Genomic DNA, 20,332 nt, shown 5'->3' with positions numbered 1-20,332 from the left:
GGGCATCGTCCGGTTGACACGTCCGGTGTGTCCGGTCGTTTTCCCCCACGCGAGGACATCCGCGCCGTGAACCCGAGAAACCCCGTTCATCCAGGTCAGACGCGTGATATGGGACTTTGGTTCTGAAGGTACCGGCCGCTGACCACCTGAAACGCCGGGCGGGCCCGTGGTGTTCGGCACTGGTCCGTGCCCGCCGAGGTGCCGTGCCGCTCGCCGGCGAGCGACCTCGGGTCGGCCGCTCCCCGAGGCGGGCGGCCCGGAGAAGATCGACCGAGGGGGCTTGCCCCGCCGCCCCACCCTGTGGCACGATTCTCGCCAACGCGAAAGCTGTATCCGAAACCCGGCCCTCCGCCGGGTTTTTTTGTTGCCCGGGCCCTCTCGTGACATCTCCGAGAGGTCGCCCCCTTTTCCCTCCCACCTGTTCGACGCCGTGCGGCGCCCCTTCGGCGTGCCCGGCGTGAGAGGAGTGCTTCGAAGAATGTCTTCACCCGTTTCCAGATCGGCGTGGGGAGCACGGTCCCCGCGCGGCAGGACCACGGTCGCCTGGAGCAGACGTACCGGTTTCACCGTGCACTATTCGGCCGGCCCGGCCTCCCAGACCCCGCGTCGGATCCAGGACTTCCATATGGGCGGGAACGGTTGGGCCGACATCGGCTACAACTTCCTCGTCGACCGTTCCGGCACCGTTTACGAGGGACGCGGATGGACGGTGGCCGGGGCCCACGCCGCCCCGCACAACACCAGCCATATCGGGGTCTGTTTCATCGGCCGGGACGGCGACGCCACACCGGCCGCGAAGGCCTCCATCCGGAGTCTCTACGACGAGGCCTGCCGGCGTTCCGGTCGAACCCTGGCCAGAACCTGGCACGGGGGTCTGTCCGGCAACTCGACCGAGTGCCCGGGATCGGACCTTCGCGCGTGGGTCCGTGCCGGAATGCCCGTGGGCGATGGAGGGGGCGGCGGAGGCGCGCCGGCCCCGAGCCCCGGCGCGGGGACGCTCCCCGGTCCGCGGTTCGACTTTCCCCTGCCCGCGGGCCACTACTTCGGCCCCGCCTCCGGCCCGGACCAGAGCGTGTCCGGTGCCTTTCGGCGCACCTTCCGCGGACGGACCGACCGCGAGTGGCTCCGGGAGTGGGCCACCCAGCTCGGACGACGGGGGTGGTCGGTGGGCCGCGGCCGTACCCATCTGGCCCGGCACGGCAACGACGGGGTCTACGGCCCCGAGTACCGGGCCCTGGCACGGGCCTTCCAGCGTTCCCAGGGGCTGACCGTCGATGGTCTGATCGGCCGCGAGACCTGGGACGAGGCCTTCCACGCACCCGTCACCTGAGGACGGGAGAACAAGAGAGGAGAACCGACGTTGATCGTGCAACCCTTCCGCGACGTCGAGGATCTGGTCGCCGACCATCTTCGCGAGCGGCTGCCCGACTTCCCTTCGGAATGGGCGGGGACCCCCGTGGTCACCGAGTCCTTTCCGTCCAGGGAACCGGGAGAGGAACCCGAACTGACCGTGCGCTGCGAGGAATCGGGCGGGAACCATCCGATCACCCAGCAGGCCCTGGTGCGCGTCTCGGCCTGGGCCGATGACCGTGACGACGCCAAGACCCTGGCCCATCTGGCCCACGCCGCCCTGCTCGAACACGCCGGCGACGCCGCCATCGTGTCGGTGCGTCAGGTCGACGGGGTCGTCGCCGGGTTCGACCCGGAGGTCCCCGAACCCCACGCCACCTTCACGGTGCTGGTGACCCAGCGTCCCACCGGGGTGGTGTGAGCGTCCCTTCCGAAAAGGCCCTGAAGGGCCGTCCATGCGCCCGGGGTGAAAACCCCGGGTTTTCTCATAAGAGAAGAAGAACGAATTCAAAAAAGGTGGATACTCATGGGTAATGCGAGTAATGCGAGTGTGTGGGCGTACGCGGATGTGTTCATCGCTCCTGTGGACGCGGTGATTCCCGAGGGGGGTCGTCCGTTCGGTCCTGAGTGGGAGCAGGTGGGGCTTCTGGATGGTGAGGAGGGTTTCACCGAGACGGTGGAGGTGGAGTCGGAGGATCTGTACGCCTGGGGTGGTGTGCTGGTGGCTTCGACTCATAACAATTTCAAGGTGACGCGTAAGTTCCTGCCGTTCGAGGACAACAAGACGGTTTATGACCTGATGTATCCGGGTCATGGTGTTGATTTCTCTGGTGATGGTGGTTACGAGGGTGAGATTCGGGTTCCGGATCTTCAGGCGCGGTTCAAGATCGCGTTCGAGACTCGTACGGGTGATCTGGTGAAGCGGACGGTGTCCGCGAACTATGCGCAGGTGGCGGAGCGTGGTGAGTCCACGGAGAACGCCACGGAGTTGGCCAAGCGTGAGATCACGGTGGCGATCTATCCGACCGAGGGTGATGAGCCGACCCTGTTCTACACCTACAAGGGGCAGGTCCGTCCCGACGACGGCGGGGAGGAAGAGGAAGAGGAGAACGGCCCCGGGGACCCCGGGGAGGAGGACGGGGAGAACGGCCCCGGGGAGGAGGACGGGGGTGACGGTGAGTAGAAGGCCGGGCAGCCCCGAGGGGAGCGGTACGAACCCGTTCTCGGCGGTGGTGACCGCCCGTGACGTCTACGACGCCACGCGGGAGACCCAGGCCGACGTGCGTCACGCCCTCACCCGTCTCACGGTGTTGGAGCGTGAGCACGAGGAGTTCAGGTCTCGACTCGACGCCTTGGAGCGTTGGCGGTACGCGCTGCCGTTGACCGGGTTCAGTGCCGCTCTCGCGGGACTCGGCGCGGTGCTCTCCGCGTTGCTCGGTTGAGGAACGCCGAAGAGGGTGCCCGGATCGGCCGTCAAGGCTGGTCCGGGCACCCTTTCGTGTGTCGGCGAATTATGTTCAAGAGGTCACATCATGTCAAGTGTCAACATGGTTTGCACGAGATCGTGTCCGCATGTGGCCAGTAAAGTAAGAGGAGAATAAAATGGCAGGTCATTATGGCTGAATCGAACATGTCCACCCACGAATGTGTTGATTATGGGCCTGATTCTCATGTTCGGCTCTTGCGCGCGATCGGCGATCAGTGATCATCTTTGGACGGCTCGTTGACGGCATGGATCGGGGGACTCACACCAATGGCAGTGGGTAGTGGCGTGTTCGAAGAGACACGGGTGGTCTTTCGCGCCTGTACCTCTGCACAACTGCGCAGCTCTCTGGCCGCGGTGACCGGACCCGGAGGGACCATGGTGCTGGTCAGGCGCGACGTCCCCGACGCGGTGATCCTCGCGGACGCGGAGCTGCTCCTCGGGGAGAGGACCCTGACGCGTCTGCGCGTGTGGCTGGCGACGGAGCGAGGGGCCGTCACGCCGTTCCCCCGGTGACGGTCGAGTGGGGCCTCGGCGAGAAGGGGTGGTCTCTCGTGAGGTCTCCGTTCAGGCGGCGTCCTCCGAGTCGAGGCACGCCTCCAGGACGTCCCCCAGGGTGTACAGGGGGCGGCCGGCGGATCCGGTCCCACCGGGGTGGAGTCGCCCGCGTCGGGCCAGGCCCCGGATCGCCGCCGCGGTGACCTCGTGTCCGAGGAGGCCGAGGGCGCGTGCGGCCTCGGCGGCGGTGAGCAGGTGCCCCTCCGCGGTGCGGAAGAGGCGCTCACGTCCCTCCCGCACGGACAGTTCGGTCTCGCAGGAGCCGCAGCGGGCCCGTGAGGCGTCGTGTCGGGCGTAGCAGGGAAGGCCGCATCCCGGGCACAGGCCGGCGAGGACGCGTTTCTCGGGCAGGTCGATCGCCCGCTCCGCCTGCTCGACGGCGGCGATGATCTCGTCGACGCATTCGGCGCCGAAGTCGGAGCGGCGGAGCCAATCGGTGAATCGGGACAGCCAGGCGGCCATGGCGCTCGGTGTGTCCTCGGGCAGGCGCCCGCCGATCTCCTCGTGGAGCAGGCGACACCAGGTCGTCAAGGTGTTGCGCAGCACGGCGAGGGCCTCGGCCGAACGCGCGTCATAGGGGAGGGGCGCCTCAGTGGATCTCCTCCCCATGTTCCCCGGTCCCGTTCGATGACGGCGTGAGAGCGACACCTCCAGGTCGGAGGCCAGGCCCGGCCCCTCGGGTCCGTCGTGGACCGAGCGCAGGGCCGAGGTCAGGCGGCTCGCGCATCCGGCGCAGACCTGGGCGTCGTCCACGATCGTGTTGACGCAGGTGGGTACGAGGCAGGGGATGTTCACGGTTCTCCGATCGGCTGGGGGCAAGCAAGAGCAACTTATGCAAACTTTGGCAAAGTTTCAAGGGGGGAAGTTGCTCGATCGGGATCGGAGAACGACCAGTATCCAAGGGTTGTGTGTGCTGAAGTCTGGAGTTGCGGGTGTCCGCTAAGGGGCAAGTTTGGGCAGGTAAGCCTTAATTTGGCATGGTCTCGCTTATGGTTGTGAGCATGTCGAAGGAACTCTCGTCACCCTCTCTTCGTTATGACCTCCTCGATCGCGCCATGGACGAGCGGCGTCTGTCCCTGGGCATGCGATGGCGCGACGTGGCCGATCGCACGGGCCTCTCGGGTCAGGCCCTCCGGGACATCCGACGGGGACGCAGTGTCCCTCGGGACCTCACCGCCCGGAATCTCGAGGAGGCCCTCGGCTGGGGCCATGGGTCCATCCAGAGCGTCCTTCGAGGGGAGGAACCGGAGGAGGCGGAACGCGATTCGCGGGGTGGGGGTACCGACGAAGGTCTGACCTGGTGGATCGAGGGCGACGCGACCTGCTACGAGCTCACCCGCACCATCGGGGGGAACCCCTTCTCCGCCCGATTGGTGGTCAGGGACGGACGCTCCCGGGCCCAGGTGGAGAAGGAGCTCCACAAGGTCGTGGAGATGGCCCGCGTCCAACTCGAAGGATGAACATCGTCCCGATGAACCGTTCTGACCTGGGATGGAACAGGAAATCGATATTTTTTCCAGAGAGGGCTTGCGTGGAGCCCGGATCGCGTGGCACGATTTAGCGCAGCGACATACCCATGTCCGAACCCGGCCCGAGTGCCGGGTTTTCTGCTTTCCGGAACTCTTCGCGGCACGGCGCCCCCTGTCGGGGTGATGAGGCCGAGTCGCCGAACCTCTTCGGGGTTTCGTGAGAAATCCCTGAACTCCGAGCACGATCCCTTCGGGGGGTCGTGCTTCTCTTTTTTCCGATCGATCTCCCTACGAACGATCGAAACGACCTCTCGTCAAGGGGTGCGCCAAAAGCGGCGGCCCCTGAAAGGTCATGCCCTCGAATCGAGGGGACGACATCGGAATCACCGAGAGAGGGTGTTCGACGAACCCTCGCCTCCCTCCGCGGTATAGCGAGGAAGGGGTGTCCTTCCCTGCATCATCGCAGGTGAAGCCGGTCTATCCCGATGAGGCGGGGATCGAGAGCGCGTTCCGGAATCCATGGTCTGTCGCCATCCCTCCCGGAACACCCGTACTTCGGGTGCCGGGACTCCAAAAGGAAACCTGAGAAAGGTAGTTTCCCATGGGCAATGCGAGTAATGCGAGTGTGTGGGCGTACGCGGATGTGTTCATCGCTCCTGTGGACGCGGTGATTCCCGAGGGGGGTCGTCCGTTCGGTCCTGAGTGGGAGCAGGTGGGGCTTCTGGATGGTGAGGAGGGTTTCACCGAGACGGTGGAGGTGGAGTCGGAGGATCTGTACGCCTGGGGTGGTGTGCTGGTGGCTTCGACTCATAACAATTTCAAGGTGACGCGTAAGTTCCTGCCGTTCGAGGACAACAAGACGGTTTATGACCTGATGTATCCGGGTCATGGTGTTGATTTCTCTGGTGATGGTGGTTACGAGGGTGAGATTCGGGTTCCGGATCTTCAGGCGCGGTTCAAGATCGCGTTCGAGACTCGTACGGGTGATCTGGTGAAGCGGACGGTGTCCGCGAACTATGCGCAGGTGGCGGAGCGTGGTGAGTCCACGGAGAACGCCACGGAGTTGGCCAAGCGTGAGATCACGGTGGCGATCTATCCGACCGAGGGTGATGAGCCGACCCTGTTCTACACCTACAAGGGACGCGCCCGTTCCGGCGACGGTGAGTGACCGAACGTCGACGCCCCCTCGGCGTCGACGTTCCCGATGACAGGTCGGGCCGGGGTTCGCGCGGTTCCTCCGGCCCGACCTCCCACCCCGAGGAACGGACCGCGCACGAAGAACGACCGACATACGAAGCGAGGAACCGCGACATGACCGAGAACAACGCCATGACCGCCGTACGGGACGAGGCCACGGACACCGGGGAGGCCAAGACCCTCTCCCTACGGGGGGCCGACTACTCCGTCCCCGCCTCCTCCGACGCCTGGCCCCTCGGTGCCCTGGAGGGTTTCGAGGAGGGCCGTATCGTCGCCGCTCTGCGCAGCCTGCTGGGCCCTGAGCAGTGGGCCCGTTTGAAGGAGGAGGGCGCCACCCTGGGTGATCTGAACACCCTGGCCGAGCAGATCGCCGGCGTCTACGGGTTCGAGTCCCCGGGGGAATAGGTCGCCTCCTCCGCCTTCTCCGGGAACATTCCGGTGCGGTGGAGGCCGATCTCGCCCGTTACTACCGGCTGGAGTTGGCCGACCTGTGGCGGGGCCGGCTCAGCCTGCGGCGTCTGGCGGTCCTGATCCGCCACCTGCCCGACGACTCGGCGGTCGCGGTGGCTCTGGGCGGGGAGGGCTGGACGCTCTCCCACTATCTGATGGCCGACATGGTGCACGCGACCACGGGACAGCCGCATCCGGCCGACCCCCGTGTACGACGGGCCGAGGAGGAGAAGAGGACCAGGCTCGCCGAGGCCGTACGCAGGGCCGAACTCAGACGTGCGGAGTTGGCCGACTGACGTCACGTGAAGGGGGTGCGGAGCGCCGTGGAGCGCCCCGCACCCCCTTCCTCCGTCCCCCGGGACGATCCCCGGACGAGGTGTACGAGGAGGTCCGAAGAGGAAGGGTCCTGCGGCGGTACCGCGTCCGATGACGTGGTCATCGACACCGCCACAGGTGTGTTCGACCCGGCCGAGAGCCGGGTCTTCGTGTTTCCGGGGCCCTGTTCCCCCGGTTCGACGCCATCGTGTCCGCTCATGGACGCCTCAGGGCCCGGTGACCGCCCCGGCCCTCGGGCCGGCGTGTCGAGGACCCGCGTCGTTTCCGTCTTCTTCCCGGTCACAGGGCCCCACCCGTGTCTACAGAGAAGAAGAGGTGAACCATGTCCGGTGCCATCACCGTGCGTGTCGACCTGGGTTCCGAGCTACAGAGCATCGGGGACCAGATCAGGAAGGAAGTGGAGAAGGACCTGGCGACCCTGCCGGCCGTCGGCCGTCAGGCGGGGAACGAGGTGAGCACCCAATTCGCGGACGCCGTCTCGGGGAAGATCTCCTCGGCCCTGTCCGGAGCGCCACCGGCTGTACAGCGGTTCGGCGACCAGGTCGGATCGAGGCTGAGTTCCTCGATCGTGGGGGCCGGTGAGGCCATCGGCCAGGAGCTCGGATCGACCCTCGTCAACGGGGTCTCCCCACGGATGCGGAGCGTCTTCGACGAACTGCCCGGCCTCGCGAACAGCGCCGCCGATCAGGCGGGGGCGTTCCTCACGTCCACGCTTCCGAACGCGGTCTCGGCCGCGGCGGACCAGGCGGGGAACCTCCTCACCACCACGCTTCCGAACGCGGCCGCGGCCGCGGGGCGTGACGTGGGTGAGCGTTTGACCGGTGCGGCGTCGGATCTGATCGATACCGGTCTGGAGCATCTGCCCGGTGTGGTCGGGGCTTTGGGTGATCGTGCCGGGGAGCAGATCAAGGAGAGGCTGCCGCGGGCGGGTGCCGACGCGGGACGTGAGTTGGGTACCCGGTTGGCCGATGGCGCCAACCAACTGATCGAGGAGGGGCTGTCGGGGATGCCCCCGGCGGTCCAACAGCTCGGGCAGCGGGCGGGGTCGTTCTTGAGCGAGACCCTGCCCGGTTACGGAGAGGAGGCCGGGCGCAGACTCGGTTCGAAGGTGGCCGATGGGGCGGTCTCTTTGATCGAGGACGGGGTGGGGCGTGTTCCCGACATCGTCGACGGACTGGCCTCGGCCGCCGGTGATCTGTTCCAGGGCAAGATGCCCTCGATCGGGCTGAGCAGCGGCCGTGAGCTGGGCGGAAAGCTCGGTGACACGGCCATGAGCCTGATCGGTGACGGACTGGACGCCCTGCCCGACATCGTCGACGACCTCGGCGCGCGGGCCGGGAGGATGTTGACCGACAAGATCACCGAAGGGGCCGCCGACGCCGGTCGACAGGGCGGTGAACTCCTGGCCTCACGCGCCGGGGAGATGATCGACTCCGGCCTGTCGAACATGCCGCCCGCGGTGCAGCGGTTCGGTTCCCAGGTCGCCGACACTCTCTCGGCCACACTCCCCGACGCGGGTGAGCAGATCGGTCGGGCCCTCGCGGGGAAACTGGTGGACTCGGCCGGTCCGGTGGTGTCCAAGGGTTTCTCGGCGGGGACGGACGCTCTGCGCGATCTGGCGTCCGGCTTCCGGTCCGCGGGAACCAGTGCTTCGGGTTTCTCCCGTAACCTCACCCTGGCCGGTGCGGCGAGCAAGGTCGCCGAGGTGGGCAAGAAGGGCCTGGCCGCCGCTCAACGGGTGTTGAACACGGTGATGCGCGCCAACCCGCTGGGGCTGATCGTCACGGCGTTGGCGGCCCTGGCGGCCGGGTTGATCTACGCCTACAACAACTCCGAGACGTTCCGGGAGATCGTGGACGCGGTGTTCTCCTTCGTCAAGGAGATCGCCGAGGACGTCATGTCGTTCTTCACCGAGACCCTCCCCGGGATGTGGGAGGCGCTGAAGGAGAAGGCCCAGGAGTTCTGGGACGGTCTCGTGGGTCTGATCGAGACCGCCTGGGAATGGATCAAGGCGATCATCGCCCATCACCCGTTCGTCATCCTCTTCACCTACTGGGACGAGATCAAGGCGTTCATCGGCGAGGCCTGGGACTGGCTGGTGCAGAAGACCGGCGAGGTCTGGGACGGCATCGTCGAGAAGATCACCTCGGTGGCGCAGACGATCGCCGAGTTCCTGTCCGGGATCTGGACCTCGATCACCGAGGCGGTGTCCGCCGCCTGGACCTGGATCACCGACCTGATCTCCGCGGCGTGGGACACCATACTCGCCCTGGTGGGAGCGGCGGTCCAGTGGGTCGTGGAACGGGTGACGGGGTTCCGGGACCGGGTGGTGGAGATCTTCACCGCGGTCCGCGACCGGGCCCAGGAGATCTTCACGGCGATCCGGGAACGGATCGTGGAGATCGTCACCGGCCTGCGCGATCGGGCGGTCGAGATCTTCACCGCGATCCGCGAGCGGGTGGCCGAGGTCGTCACCGGCCTGCGCGACCGTCTCGTGCAGATCGTGGAGGCGATCCGCGAGCGTGTCGTGAGCACCTTCACCGGGGCCCGGGACCGGGCCGTCGAGGCCTTCTCCACCATGCGCGACCGGGTGCGGGAACGGATCGACGGGCTGATGACCACCATCAGGGGCATCCCGACCAAGGTCAGGGAGGCGTTCTCCAACGCCAAGACCATCCTGTTGCAGGCCGGCCGGAACATCATCACCGGTCTGATCGACGGCGTGAAGAACATGATCGGCTCGCTCAAGAACCAGTTCTCCAGCGTCACGAACATGATCCCGGACTGGAAGGGCCCGCGCCGGGTCGACCGCAGGCTGCTCACCCCGGCCGGCCGCATGATCATGGACGGCCTCATGGGCGGTATCGACGACAGGCTCCCCGACCTGCGAGGGCAACTGGGGGACGTGACCGGCGAGATCTCCACCCGACTCGTCCCTCCCTCCCTGGAGGTCAGGCGCCACGCCTCCCAGGTCGCCTCCCGAGAGGGCGGCCCCCGGATCCAGGTGGTCAACCACTATCCCCAGGCCGAACCGACCAGCGCGACGGTCAACCGCTCCCTCCAGTACGCGGCGGCCGTCGGGCTGGTCTGACCCGCCGTCCTCGGCCACGCGACGCCGGCCGCCCGGGACCACCGGGCGGCCGGCCCCGAGCATCCCGGAACACCCACACGAACGGAGCTGATCAACGATGCCGTACCCCACCTATACGGTGGACGGCGTGCACCTCGACGCCCCCGGATGGCGTCTGGCACCCGGAACCGCCCTACGCCCCCTGCCCGCGGTCCGCACCGCCGAGGTCCAGGTCCCCGGGAGGGCCGGCGACCTGCCGGTGACCGGCCTGGACCTGGAGGCCACCACCCTCGGCATGACCCTGTGGGTGGGGCCCCGGACCCCGGACGGATCTCCCGGTGGCTTCGCCGGCCTGGAGGAGAACCTGGCCGCGCTCACCTCGCTGTTCGGTGCCCGTCACCGGATGCTGGACCTGCGCTTCCACGTCGACGCCGACACCGTGCGTCAGGCCGACGCCGAAGTGGTCACCGCGGCGGAACCCGAGGTGAACGTCGCCTCGGCCACCGCGCTGCTCACCGTTCTGTTCCGTGTCCCCGGCGTCTATTGGCGTGACCCGGACGCCTCCTCCTGGGAGGCCCCCATGGGAACCGAGTCCCCTCCGGAGGGGGTGGCGGTCGACGCCCTGAGCGGATCCACCGCCCCGATCGTCGACGCCCGTCTGGTCCTGTCCGGGCCGCTGGCCCGCCCGGAGGTCACGGACGTGGCCACCGGCGGCGGGTTCCGCTGGGACGGCACCTTGACCGCGAACCAGGCGCTGGAGGTGGACTGCGAACGGATGACCGCGCGCGTGCTCCCCGAAGGGCGGGACGTCACCGGCTCGGTCACCGCCTTCGGCCCCGGTTCCGCCTCCCGCTGGTTGCACCTGACCCCGGAGAGGGTCGCCGACGACCCGTACCGACGTGTACCCCGCGTGCGTCTGGAGGCGGCCGACTCCGGTGACGGCTCCCGTATCGACATCCACGCGAGGAGGGCCTTCCTGTGAACGAGTTCGACATCAGGCTCATCGCCTACGAACCCAACGGGCCCCGGCTGGGCCCGCTGCCACACCCGCTCGGCATCGAGCTCGGCCAGCCGTACAACGACCTGCCCTCGTTGCGGATCGACTACACGGCCCATGCCCCGGGCGCGGAGTTCCTCGAATCCCCCTGCGAGATCGCCGTCCAGATGTACGACCCCGCCACGGGGGAGTGGCGGGAGGGACCCGACTCCCGCTTCCTGCGGATCAAACGCTCCGGGAACCTCACCGACCGGACCGCGAAACGCTCCTACGACCTGCCCGGCTACGGCTGGCAGCTGCGCAAGCTCCGGCTCTACCCGACCGCCGGGGGCTCGGCCACCGACGGCAAGCGCACCTTCGCCGCCGCGACGGTGGGCACGATCGTGCGCACCTGGACCAACGAGGGCGCCGGTCGCGGGGCCCTGCCCGGTCTGGAGGTCGACTTCGACACGGCGAGGGACTCGGCGGGCCGCCCTTGGGGGACCCTGCTCACCCTGGAGTACGACCTGGGCACCGACCTGCTGGCCGTCCTCAACGGTCTGGCCGAACAAGGGGTGTGCGACTGGAGGTTCGAGGGGCGCACCCTGCGCCTGTTCGGTCCGGAGACGGTCATGGCGACCGACCGGGCCTCCGGCGAGGCCCCCGTCGACCTGAGGCTGGGGCGGGACATCACCGACGCTCCCGAGGACGGGAGCCTGGAGGACGTCGTCTCCCACCTCCTTCTGGAGGGGGACGAGGGGTTCCGGTTGGAGCTGGCCAACCCCGACGCCGAGACCCCGTGGGGCCGGTGGGAGGAGTACCTCACCCAGGGCGGCGTGACCGACGAGGGCACCGCGCGGCTCCTGGCCGGCGCCGCCCTGGAACGAGGCGCGAGGGAGAGGGTCCAGGTCACCCGGGGCCTGGTGTTCCTCGGCGCCCGATGGCTGCCCTGGCGGGACTACGCCCCCGGCGACCTGGTCCTCGCCCCCGGTGGGGACGGGACGATGAAGCCGCTGCGGCTGCGTCAGATCACCCTGTCCCGGGACCAGGAGGGCACGCTCGGGGGCAACGTCGTCCTCAACGACCGCTTCCTCGAAGCGGAGATCCGCCGCGCCCGCCGCACCGCCGCCCTGACCGGCGGCAGTGTCGCCAACGGCGGTTCGGGTTCCGTCCCCGCCCCCGAGGGCAACGATCGTCGCCGTCCGGCGGCCCCGCAGGGGCTCGTCGCCCAGACCAACGCCTATCTCGACTCCGACGGCGCGGCACGCGGCCAGGTGAGCCTCCAATGGGCCCCGGTGGATTCGGCGAGCAACGGTACCGCGATGGACGTGGGCTTCTACCAGGTCTACAGCCGGCCGAATACGGTCGGCGCGGTGTGGAGCCGGGTCGTCTCGATCGACCATCCCGACACGACGGTGCACCTGTCCGGGTTGGAGGTCGGTGCCGATCTCGCCTTCAAGGTGCGCGCCGTCGGCGAGCACAACAACCTCGCCGGCGCCTTCGGCGGTGTCGTGTCGCTGACCGTCGCCTCCGACGCCGAACCGCCGCCCGTGCCCCCGGCTCCGGAACTGTCCACACGACTGGGCGTGATCAACGTCGGCTGGGATGGACGAGGGGCGGACGGTGAGGTGATGCCGCCCGACTTCCTGCACACCGAGGTCGAGATGCGCGACGGGCACACCTGGAGCGAGGAATGGGAGGTGGACGGCCCCCCGACCGACCCATGGGAGGTCGTCCACGGCGAGATGTGGGTACGGGACGGGACGCTGGGTTCCCCCTCCGACGCCTACGCTCTGGTCCTCCGGGACCTGGGCGTTCTGGACCAGGAGTACACGGTGGAGGTCATCGCCCCGGAGGAGGGGCCGGAGAGATCGGTCCGTCTATGGGTGCGGTTCAACAGGGAACTGAACCGCGGTTACAGCAGTGAATACATTCCCGAGGTCGGCTCCGGTGCTCATATCCTCCGGATCCGGGTCGAGGGCTGGCGGCGCCGGATCTGGGTGGACGGGGTGCTCGCCGCGGACGGGAACCTCAATCCGTCGGGCCCTCATATCGCCACCCATATGGGGATCAGTGTCGACGGGGACGGTATCCGTATCGGTCGGGTCCACGGCCCCGAAGGGGGCGACTGGCGCCCGATCGGGTCGCTGGAGTCCGGTCCGGCCGAGCTCGTGGTTCCCGGCCAGCCCTACCACGAGCCCCGCTACTTCCGGCTGACCACGGTCGACCGCTCGGGCAACCGCTCGGAGCCGGGCGAGGAGGCCCGGATCGCCACCACGCCCCTGGTCGACACCGACCTGTACCCCGAGACCATCAAGGCGGGGCACATCGCGGCCAACTCCATCACCGCCGACAAGATCGACGTGGGCGCGGTGGAGGCGGGCCACATCGCCGCCGGAGCGGTGACGGCGGGCACCGTCGCGGCCGGCGCCATCGACGGCCAGGTCATCACCGGGGCGACGGTCCGCAGCGCAGCCTCGGGCCGCCGCTGGGTGGCCGACCGGAACGGGATCAGGCTGCTGGCGACCGACGGGACCACGGTGGTCGACATGTCGTCCGCCTCCGGTAACGCCTACTTCAACGGTCGGGTCCAGGCCGGTGGGAGCAACGAGAACCACGTTCTGATGGAGCGAGGGGTGCACAACGGTCGTCCAGGGCTCCGTTTCCACACCGGGAACTCCGCCTTCGGTCTCCAACCGACGATTCAGGCGTTGGGGGTGGCGTCCCAGGGTTACGAACCAGGCGCGTTCATCATCACCGGCAGGGAGGTGACCACCAACCAGTCGGGCCGTAGCGACCTGGTCCTCCGCTCCGCCAACGCGGGGGGAGCACTGAGCTACGTGCACGGGTCCTACACCGGCATAGGAGTGACCTTCGAGCAGTGGAGTCTGATGCTACGTGGGCGTCTGTCCGGAGGAACCCAGAGCCGGGACATGTTCGGTTACGCGCGCACCAGTCAGAGCGATTACCTGTCGACCCATTGGACTCTGACCTACGCGCAGGCCGCTCCCAACGGAGGCAGATTGATGATGGTCAGCGGCCATGGGGCCAACACCTGGGGGCGTGACGTCAACGCGACCGTGGTCTCTCAGGGGAGAGGCACCTCCTACGTGAGGACCCGGCTCCTGGAGGAGACGGCACGGGCACACCGATTGCAGTATCTGGCGGTATGGGTCGATAGCGATGTGAGCGGAGCGTGAGGAGCGTGGCCATGGAACCGACCGAGTACACCGAGGTGGAGTTCACGGAGCAGGCCGGCACGGGTCCCTGCTTCTCGCTCCGGAGCGAACCCGGGCCGGACGGTGAGGGGTGGATCCACGAACTCCCGCTCCAGGCGTTGGCGGACCGGATGGAGCTGTTCGGACTGACGGAACCGGAGGAGACGCTGGACGTCCTCACCGAGCTCGCGCGCGAACCCGAGGCCGCCGACGAGATCTACGAGAGTCTGCACGAGGCGTACGGAGAGGTGGTGCGGATGGAGGCGTACGCCCTGTACGCCGGAGGGGACCTGAACCGACAGACGGCCGGGGCGCAGACGGTCCTGGCCGTCGGCCTGGTCTCCGAGGACCGACGGCGGCGGTTGGAGGACGTGCGCAGAGAGGCCCTGGACCGCCTCGGACTGGGAATCGGTGCCGTCCGGGCCGCGATGTCGGAGGAGCCCGAGGAGGAGCCGTTCGCCCTCCGTCCCTCACCCGAGGTGAGGGAGCGGATCTGTGAGATCGTGCGCCGGCACTCGAAGGAGATCGAGGACTACCGCATGATGACGGCGATGTCCTTCGTGGGCCCGTCCCCGGAGAGCGGGGGACCGGAATCGGAGTGAGCGTACGTCGGCCGACCTGCGGTAAGTGAAGGGGGTGTGGGGCGCCGTTCGGGCGTCCCACACCCCCTCGTTCTCGTGTCCGGTCAGGCCGCGGTCGGTGAGTCCTCCTCGGCCGCGCGTTGACGGGGGTCGGGGAGGAAGCGGCCCAGGGCCCAGTGCAGGAGGAGAGCGCTGAACAGGCCCACCAGCCAGCCGTAGTCGGCCAGGGGCGCCAGGAACGGGATGAGGCCGTCGGTGGGGAAGGGGCCCTGGCCCTCGGGGGAGTTCGACCCTCCCACGGCCAGGACGGTGCCGACCACGAACGCGACCAGCGCCCGCCAGTTCCAGCCGCCGGTGTACCAGTAGCGGCCGTCACGGCTGTAGAGCGAGGGCAGGTCCATGCGGGCGCGGCGCAGCAGCCAGTAGTCCGCGATCAGGATGCCTCCCACGGTGCCGAGCAGGCCGCCGACGGTGCCCAGCCAGGTGAAGATGTACATGTTCGGGTCGGCGATCAGCCGCCAGGGGAAGATCCCGACGCTGATCACGCAGGTGATCACCGCGCCGGTCCGGAAGCCGATCAGCTTCGGTCGCAGGTTGGCCAGGTCGTAGGCCGGCCCCACCAGGTTGGCGGCGATGTTGGTCGACACCGTGGCCAGCAGCAGGATGAAGATGGCGAACAGCAGGGCGAGACCGCTGGACATCTGGGCGACGATCTCCACCGGATCCCACAGCGGGGCCCCGTAGACGGCCTGGGTCCCCGCGGTGACCATGACCGCGAGCAGGGCGAAGGCCGCCATGGTCGTCGGCAGACCCAACGACTGGCCCACCACCTGGGCCCTCTGGGAGGAGGAGAAGCGGGTGAAGTCGCTGATGTTGAGGCTCAGCGTCGACCAGAAGCCGATGATCGCCATCAGCGAGGGGAAGAAGAGCTTCCAGAAGTCCGCGCCCCAGCCGAGGTCGGAGTTGACCGCCAGCAGCGGGCCGAGGCCACCCGCCTCACGGACCATCCACACCAGGAGCGCGACGCCGCCCACCAGCATCAGGGGCGCGGCCCACACCTGGACCCGGCGCACGCCCTCCATGCCCCACAGGATGATCGCCAGCTGGATCACCCAGAAGAGACCGAAGGAGAGCCACATCGTCCACGGCTGTCCGCCGACCACCGTCGCGTCGCTCCACCGCTCGCCGAGCATGCGCCCGGCGAGGATGTGGACGCCCTGTCCGCCGACCCAGGTCTGGATGCCGTACCAGCCGCAGGCGACGGCCCCGCGGATGAGGGCGGGCAGGTTGGCCCCGCGCAGACCGAAGGAGGCGCGCGCGAACACGGGGAAGGGGATCCCGTACCTGGCTCCGGCGTGGCCGGTCAGGACCATGGGCACCAGCACGATCAGGTTGCCCAGGGCGATGGTCAGGATCGCCTGGCGCCAGTCCATGCCGACCGCGATGAGGCCGCTGGCCAGGGTCCAGGCGGGGATCTGGACGGACATGCTCACCCACAGGGCGGTGAAGCTGCCCACGCCCCAGGTGCGCTTGGATATCGGGACCGGCTGGAGGTCGTCGTTGACATAGGGACCCGCGGGCAGCGGAGCGCCCTCGGGGAGCGAGACCCGACCGTCGGGGTGGATGATCTGCCGGGCCGCCGTCGGCGTGGGCGCGGGTGGTGCTTCGGACACGGGTTACCTGTGTTTCGGTGGTGACGTCGGAGAGGGCACGGGTGCGCTATCGGGCCCGTGCCGGAACGGCCTGTTCACAAGCTCGACATATCCGTCGAAAGGTGCAGGCCATCGGATATCTTCGCACGTCACCGGGGTGCGGACGACGGTGGGAGGCGGCACGCCGAGGGCCGGCCCCCGATCCGGGCGGAGGCCGGCCCTCGACGCGGCATGTCGACCGCGGTGTTCGAGCAGGTGGGCGGCGGGACACGCCCCGCTCGATGGGATCGCGACCCTCAGGACAGGGTCGGAACGATCTCCCGACCGTAGGCGTCGATCACCCCGTCGATGTCGTCGTGCATCGCGTAGATCGCGAACTGGTCCACGCCCGCCTCGCGCAGCCGCGCCAGTTTCTCCCGATGCTCCTCCACGGTCCCGATCAGGCAGAACCGGTCCACGATGGCGTCGGGGACGAAGGCCGTGTCGGGGTTGTCGACCCGGCCGTGGTGGCTGTAGTCGTAGCCCTCTCGGGCCTTGATGTAATCGGTCAGCTCCGAAGGCACGGCGCCCGAGTGGTCCCCATAGCGGGAGACCAGGTCGGCGACGTGGTTGCCGACCATGCCGCCGAACCAGCGGCACTGGTCCCGGGCATGGGCGCGCTGTTCGGCGGAACCGTCCGTGACGTAGGCGGGCGCCGCCACGCATATCCGCACCTCGTTCGGATCGCGCCCGGCCTCGATCGCGGCCGACCGTACGGCCGCGACCATCCACTCGGTCAGATACGGGTCGGCGAGCTGGAGGATGAACCCGTCCGCCCGACGCCCGGTCAACGCCAGGGCCTTGGGCCCATAGGCCCCCGTCCACACCGGCAGGGAGCCGTCGCGCACCCAGGGGATGCGCATCGGCGAACCGTCGACGACGGCCTCCCGCCCCTCGGCGAGATCCTTGATCGCCGTCATCGCCTCGGACAGTCGGGCCAGGGTGGCGGGCGAACGTCCGGCCACCCGCATCGCCGAGTCGCCCCGGCCGATCCCGCAGATCGTCCGGTTCCCGTACATGTCGTTGAGAGTGGCGAACAGCGACGCCGTCACCTCCCAGGCCCGGGTCGACGGGTTGGTCACCATGGGGCCCACGACCAGGTTCCGGGTCCGCTCCAGGATCCGGCCGTAGACGACGAAGGGCTCCTGCCACAGCACCACGGAGTCGAAGGTCCAGCCGTGCGTGAACCCGTGGCCCTCGGCGCGCACCATCCTCTCCACCAACAGGTCCGCGGGCGGGTCGGTCTGGAGGACCAGTCCGATGTCCATGTGTCCTCCTCTAGATCAGATGGCCGCAGGTGTCCCTGCGCACGTAGGAACCGTGGCCCGGGCGGCCCAGGTAGGTACCCCGGTCCACGATCACGCGGCCCCGGGAGAGCACGGTCCGGGCCCGGCCGGTGACGTCGCGGCCCTCGTAGGCGGAGTAGTCCACGTTCATGTGGTGGGTCCGGGCGGAGATGGTCTGTTCGGCCCGCGGATCGTAGACGACCAGGTCGGCGTCGGCACCCGGAGCCACGGTCCCCTTCCGCGGATACATCCCGAACATGCGGGCGGGCGTGGCGCAGGCCAGTTCGATCCACCTGCGCCGGCCGATCCGCCCTTCGACCACCGCCTGGTGCAGCAGGTCCATCCGGTGCTCCACCCCCGGCATGCCGTTCGGGATCCTGGAGAAGTCGCCCAGCCCCAGATCCTTCTGCCCGGTGAAACAGAACGGGCAGTGGTCGGTGGAGACCACGGAGAGGTCGTCGGTGCGCAGCGCCCTCCACAGGTGCTCCTGATGCTCCCGGGGACGCAACGGGGTCGAGCACACGTACTTGGCACCCTCGAACCCCGGCCCGGCCAGGTCGTCCGTGGACAGGAACAGGTACTGCGGGCAGGTCTCCCCGAACACGTTGAGGCCCTTGTCCCTGGCCCTGGCGATCTCCTCCACCGCCTCGCCCGCCGACACGTGCACCACGTACAGCGGAGCGCCCGCCACCCGGGCGAGCTGGATGGCGCGGTGGGTGGCCTCCGACTCCAACAGGGCCTTGCGGACCTCGCCGTGGTGACGCGGATCCGTCCTCCCCTCGGCCAGGGCCTGCTCGACCAGGACGTCGATCGCGATGCCGTTCTCGGCGTGCACCATGGTCAGGGCGCCGTTGGCGGCGCCGCGCTGCATCGCGCGCAGGATCCGACCGTCGTCGCTGTAGAACACACCCGGATAGGCCATGAACAGCTTGAACGAGGTGATGCCCTCCTCTACGAGGGTGTCCATCTCCTTGAGGGAGGAATCGTCGACGTCGGACAGGATCGCGTGGAAGGCGTAGTCGATCGCGCACTTCCCCTCGGCCTTGGCCGCCCACGCCTCCACTCCGGCCCGTACGGATTCGCCCTGGCGCTGGATGGCGAAGTCGACGATCGTGGTGGTCCCGCCCCAGGCGGCGGCGCGGGTCCCGGTCTCGAAGGTGTCGGAGGAGTGGGTGCCGCCGAAGGGCATCTCCATGTGGGTGTGGCCGTCGACCCCGCCCGGGACGACGTAGTGGTCGGCGGCGTCGATGATCTCGGCGTCGCTCTCGGCCCAGGTGCGCGCGGTGTCGCTGCCGCGGAGGGCCAGGGCGGCGACCTTCTCGCCCTCGATGAGGACGTCGGCCTCCAGTTCCTCGGCCGCGGTGACGACCAGCCCGCCGGTGATGAGGGTGCGTGCCATGTTCCTACCCCTCCACCAGCGGCCCGTAGGCGTCGGGTCGACGGTCGCGGTAGAACGCCCACTGCCGTCGGACCTCGTCGATCATGGTCAGGTCGAGGTCACGCACGACCAGTTCGGCCTCGGTGTCGGAGGCGACGTCCCCGACGAAGCGTCCGCGCGGGTCCACGAAGTAGCTGGTGCCGTAGAAGTCGTTGTCGCCGTACTCCTCACGACCGACCCGGTTGATGGCCGCGACGTAGTAGGCGTTGGCGACCGCGGCCGCGGGCTGTTCGAGCCTCCACAGGTAGGAGGACAGACCCCGGTGGGTGGCCGACGGGTTGTAGACCAGTTGCGCTCCGGCCAGACCGAGCGCCCGCCAGCCCTCGGGGAAGTGGCGGTCGTAGCAGATGTAGACGCCGATCCGGCCGACCGCCGTGTCGAACACCGGCCAGCCGAGGTTGCCGGGGCGGAAGTAGTACTTCTCCCAGAACCCCTCGACCTGGGGGATGTGGTGCTTGCGGTACTTGCCGAGATAGCGGCCGTCGGCGTCGATGACGGCGGCGGTGTTGTAGTGGAGGCCCGGCTGTTCGATCTCGAAGACGGGGAGCACCATCACCATGTTCAGCTCCCGGGCCAGGGCCTGGAAGCGGGTGACGGTGGGGCCGTCGGGCACCGCCTCGGCCCAACGATGGTGTTCGGGGTCCTGGACCTGGCAGAAGTAGGGGGCGTTGAAGACCTCTTGGAAGCCGATGATCCCGGCCCCTCGCGCGGCGGCCTCCCGCGCGTATCTCTCGTGGACGTCCAGCATGGATTCGGTGTCCCCGGTCCACTCGGTCTGGACGAGTGCGGCCCGGACGGTGTGCGGCATGGTTCCCTCGCTCCTCGTTGAGCGCCGCCACGTCGCGGGGCCGCGAGGGACGCTCGCGCACCCGCGTACGGCCTGATCGCGTCGGTGTGCGATCGGGACGGCACGGTAGGGACCGCACACTAAACAAGCCCGTGGGGCGGGTCAACGTTCGACATTCCCCGCCCGGGGGAGTGAACGGGCCGCTCGATGGGGCCTGCGTTCACGAGGGTGCCTCGTGTGCCTGAGGGGGTGCCGGGCTTCGGGGGAAGGGACAGGTTTCGAGGGATCGGGGGCCGAGGATTTCGTGCGACCGCACAGTGCGGGATCCCGCTCGGGAAGAGACAGAGGGACGTCCCTCACCCGGATACGACGGCGGCGGGCGTCCGGATCACCGGGCGCCCGCCGCTTCGACCGTGCCGTGCCCATCGGACCCGACGACGGG

General features: G+C 68.6%; 18 protein-coding genes. 13 read left to right on the top strand and 5 right to left on the bottom strand.

Going from position 1 to position 20,332, the window contains the following annotated elements:
- The first annotated feature begins 478 nt into the window (after window positions 1–478).
- The 5 genes from TR33_RS06095 to TR33_RS26560 all read left to right on the top strand — a co-directional run bounded on the left by TR33_RS06095 (window position 479) and on the right by TR33_RS26560 (window position 3,349).
- A complete protein-coding gene (locus TR33_RS06095) occupies window positions 479–1,330 on the top strand; it encodes a peptidoglycan recognition protein family protein (RefSeq protein ID WP_042282107.1) in 852 nt (283 codons plus the stop codon).
- Window positions 1,331–1,366: 36 nt separating this feature from the next.
- Window positions 1,367–1,771, top strand: a complete 405-nt coding sequence (locus TR33_RS06090) for a hypothetical protein (protein WP_234305794.1) — start codon at window positions 1,367–1,369, stop codon at window positions 1,769–1,771.
- Window positions 1,772–1,876: 105 nt separating this feature from the next.
- Window positions 1,877–2,533 carry a hypothetical protein gene (locus tag TR33_RS06085; RefSeq protein WP_042282105.1) on the top strand — a complete coding sequence of 219 codons (657 nt, stop codon included), beginning with the start codon at window positions 1,877–1,879 and terminating at the stop codon, window positions 2,531–2,533.
- Entirely contained in the window at window positions 2,520–2,792 is a 273-nt protein-coding gene (locus tag TR33_RS06080; RefSeq protein ID WP_234305765.1) for a hypothetical protein, read from the top strand. The genes TR33_RS06085 and TR33_RS06080 overlap by 14 nt, the downstream gene beginning before the upstream one ends.
- Window positions 2,793–3,121: 329 nt before the next feature.
- On the top strand, window positions 3,122–3,349 hold the full coding sequence (locus tag TR33_RS26560) for a hypothetical protein (RefSeq protein ID WP_152473020.1): 228 nt from the start codon (window positions 3,122–3,124) through the stop codon (window positions 3,347–3,349).
- Window positions 3,350–3,400: 51 nt separating this feature from the next.
- On the opposite strand, the gene TR33_RS06075 is transcribed toward TR33_RS26560, so the two are convergent.
- Window positions 3,401–4,186, bottom strand: coding sequence for a hypothetical protein (locus TR33_RS06075; protein WP_042282102.1), 786 nt, complete (start codon window positions 4,184–4,186; stop codon window positions 3,401–3,403).
- Window positions 4,187–4,392: 206 nt separating this feature from the next.
- Here TR33_RS06075 and TR33_RS06070 point away from each other — a divergent pair, with 206 nt between their 5' ends.
- The 8 genes from TR33_RS06070 to TR33_RS06035 all read left to right on the top strand — a co-directional run bounded on the left by TR33_RS06070 (window position 4,393) and on the right by TR33_RS06035 (window position 14,709).
- On the top strand, window positions 4,393–4,851 hold the full coding sequence (locus TR33_RS06070) for a helix-turn-helix domain-containing protein (RefSeq protein ID WP_042282100.1): 459 nt from the start codon (window positions 4,393–4,395) through the stop codon (window positions 4,849–4,851).
- Window positions 4,852–5,461: 610 nt separating this feature from the next.
- Window positions 5,462–6,028 (top strand): hypothetical protein, encoded by a 567-nt coding sequence (locus TR33_RS06065; RefSeq protein WP_041561846.1) that lies wholly within the window; start codon window positions 5,462–5,464, stop codon window positions 6,026–6,028.
- Between the two features lie 143 nt (window positions 6,029–6,171).
- Complete coding sequence (locus tag TR33_RS06060) at window positions 6,172–6,462, top strand: Rossmann-fold NAD(P)-binding domain-containing protein (protein WP_017536243.1); 291 nt, start codon at window positions 6,172–6,174, stop codon at window positions 6,460–6,462.
- Between the two features lie 38 nt (window positions 6,463–6,500).
- Complete coding sequence (locus tag TR33_RS06055) at window positions 6,501–6,803, top strand: hypothetical protein (protein WP_042282097.1); 303 nt, start codon at window positions 6,501–6,503, stop codon at window positions 6,801–6,803.
- 362 nt (window positions 6,804–7,165) lie between these two features.
- Window positions 7,166–9,934 (top strand): phage tail protein, encoded by a 2,769-nt coding sequence (locus TR33_RS06050; protein ID WP_042282095.1) that lies wholly within the window; start codon window positions 7,166–7,168, stop codon window positions 9,932–9,934.
- A gap of 97 nt (window positions 9,935–10,031) precedes the next feature.
- Window positions 10,032–10,895: a hypothetical protein gene (locus TR33_RS06045; protein ID WP_042282093.1), complete on the top strand. Its 864-nt coding sequence runs from the start codon at window positions 10,032–10,034 to the stop codon at window positions 10,893–10,895.
- Entirely contained in the window at window positions 10,892–14,089 is a 3,198-nt protein-coding gene (locus TR33_RS06040) for a hypothetical protein (RefSeq protein WP_042282091.1), read from the top strand. The genes TR33_RS06045 and TR33_RS06040 overlap by 4 nt, the downstream gene beginning before the upstream one ends.
- A gap of 11 nt (window positions 14,090–14,100) precedes the next feature.
- A complete protein-coding gene (locus tag TR33_RS06035) occupies window positions 14,101–14,709 on the top strand; it encodes a hypothetical protein (RefSeq protein ID WP_042282088.1) in 609 nt (202 codons plus the stop codon).
- 83 nt (window positions 14,710–14,792) lie between these two features.
- Here the strand turns inward: TR33_RS06035 and TR33_RS06030 are convergent, their stop codons facing one another.
- From TR33_RS06030 to TR33_RS06015, 4 genes are all read right to left on the bottom strand, one after another.
- The gene (locus TR33_RS06030) at window positions 14,793–16,361 is read right to left on the bottom strand and encodes an NCS1 family nucleobase:cation symporter-1 (protein WP_014912730.1); all 1,569 of its coding nucleotides are present in this window, start codon (window positions 16,359–16,361) and stop codon (window positions 14,793–14,795) included.
- A 275-nt stretch (window positions 16,362–16,636) separates the two neighbouring features.
- Entirely contained in the window at window positions 16,637–17,647 is a 1,011-nt protein-coding gene (locus tag TR33_RS06025) for a TIGR03842 family LLM class F420-dependent oxidoreductase (RefSeq protein ID WP_042282086.1), read from the bottom strand.
- A 10-nt stretch (window positions 17,648–17,657) separates the two neighbouring features.
- A complete protein-coding gene (gene hydA, locus TR33_RS06020) occupies window positions 17,658–19,064 on the bottom strand; it encodes a dihydropyrimidinase (RefSeq protein ID WP_042282083.1) in 1,407 nt (468 codons plus the stop codon).
- Window positions 19,065–19,068: 4 nt separating this feature from the next.
- On the bottom strand, window positions 19,069–19,911 hold the full coding sequence (locus TR33_RS06015) for a nitrilase-related carbon-nitrogen hydrolase (protein ID WP_017536234.1): 843 nt from the start codon (window positions 19,909–19,911) through the stop codon (window positions 19,069–19,071).
- Between the last annotated feature and the right edge of the window lie 421 nt (window positions 19,912–20,332).

The organism is Nocardiopsis alba, from assembly GCF_000710955.1.
Classification (GTDB): Bacteria; Actinomycetota; Actinomycetes; order Streptosporangiales; family Streptosporangiaceae; genus Nocardiopsis; species Nocardiopsis alba.
The sequence above is the reverse complement of the archived record's forward strand: the minus strand, read 5'-3'. Positions and strand labels throughout refer to the sequence as shown.

Bases quoted from the DNA above. Each gene is read 5' to 3' on its own strand.
- TR33_RS06095 (WP_042282107.1), top strand. From the start codon at position 479: ATGTCTTCACCCGTTTCCAGATCGGCGTGGGGAGCACGGTCCCCGCGC.
- TR33_RS06085 (WP_042282105.1), top strand. From the start codon at position 1,877: ATGGGTAATGCGAGTAATGCGAGTGTGTGGGCGTACGCGGATGTGTTC.
- TR33_RS06070 (WP_042282100.1), top strand. From the start codon at position 4,393: ATGTCGAAGGAACTCTCGTCACCCTCTCTTCGTTATGACCTCCTCGAT.
- TR33_RS06065 (WP_041561846.1), top strand. From the start codon at position 5,462: ATGGGCAATGCGAGTAATGCGAGTGTGTGGGCGTACGCGGATGTGTTC.
- TR33_RS06060 (WP_017536243.1), top strand. From the start codon at position 6,172: ATGACCGAGAACAACGCCATGACCGCCGTACGGGACGAGGCCACGGAC.
- TR33_RS06050 (WP_042282095.1), top strand. From the start codon at position 7,166: ATGTCCGGTGCCATCACCGTGCGTGTCGACCTGGGTTCCGAGCTACAG.
- TR33_RS06045 (WP_042282093.1), top strand. From the start codon at position 10,032: ATGCCGTACCCCACCTATACGGTGGACGGCGTGCACCTCGACGCCCCC.
- TR33_RS06035 (WP_042282088.1), top strand. From the start codon at position 14,101: ATGGAACCGACCGAGTACACCGAGGTGGAGTTCACGGAGCAGGCCGGC.
- TR33_RS06025 (WP_042282086.1), bottom strand. From the start codon at position 17,647: ATGGACATCGGACTGGTCCTCCAGACCGACCCGCCCGCGGACCTGTTG.
- hydA (WP_042282083.1), bottom strand. From the start codon at position 19,064: ATGGCACGCACCCTCATCACCGGCGGGCTGGTCGTCACCGCGGCCGAG.
- TR33_RS06015 (WP_017536234.1), bottom strand. From the start codon at position 19,911: ATGCCGCACACCGTCCGGGCCGCACTCGTCCAGACCGAGTGGACCGGG.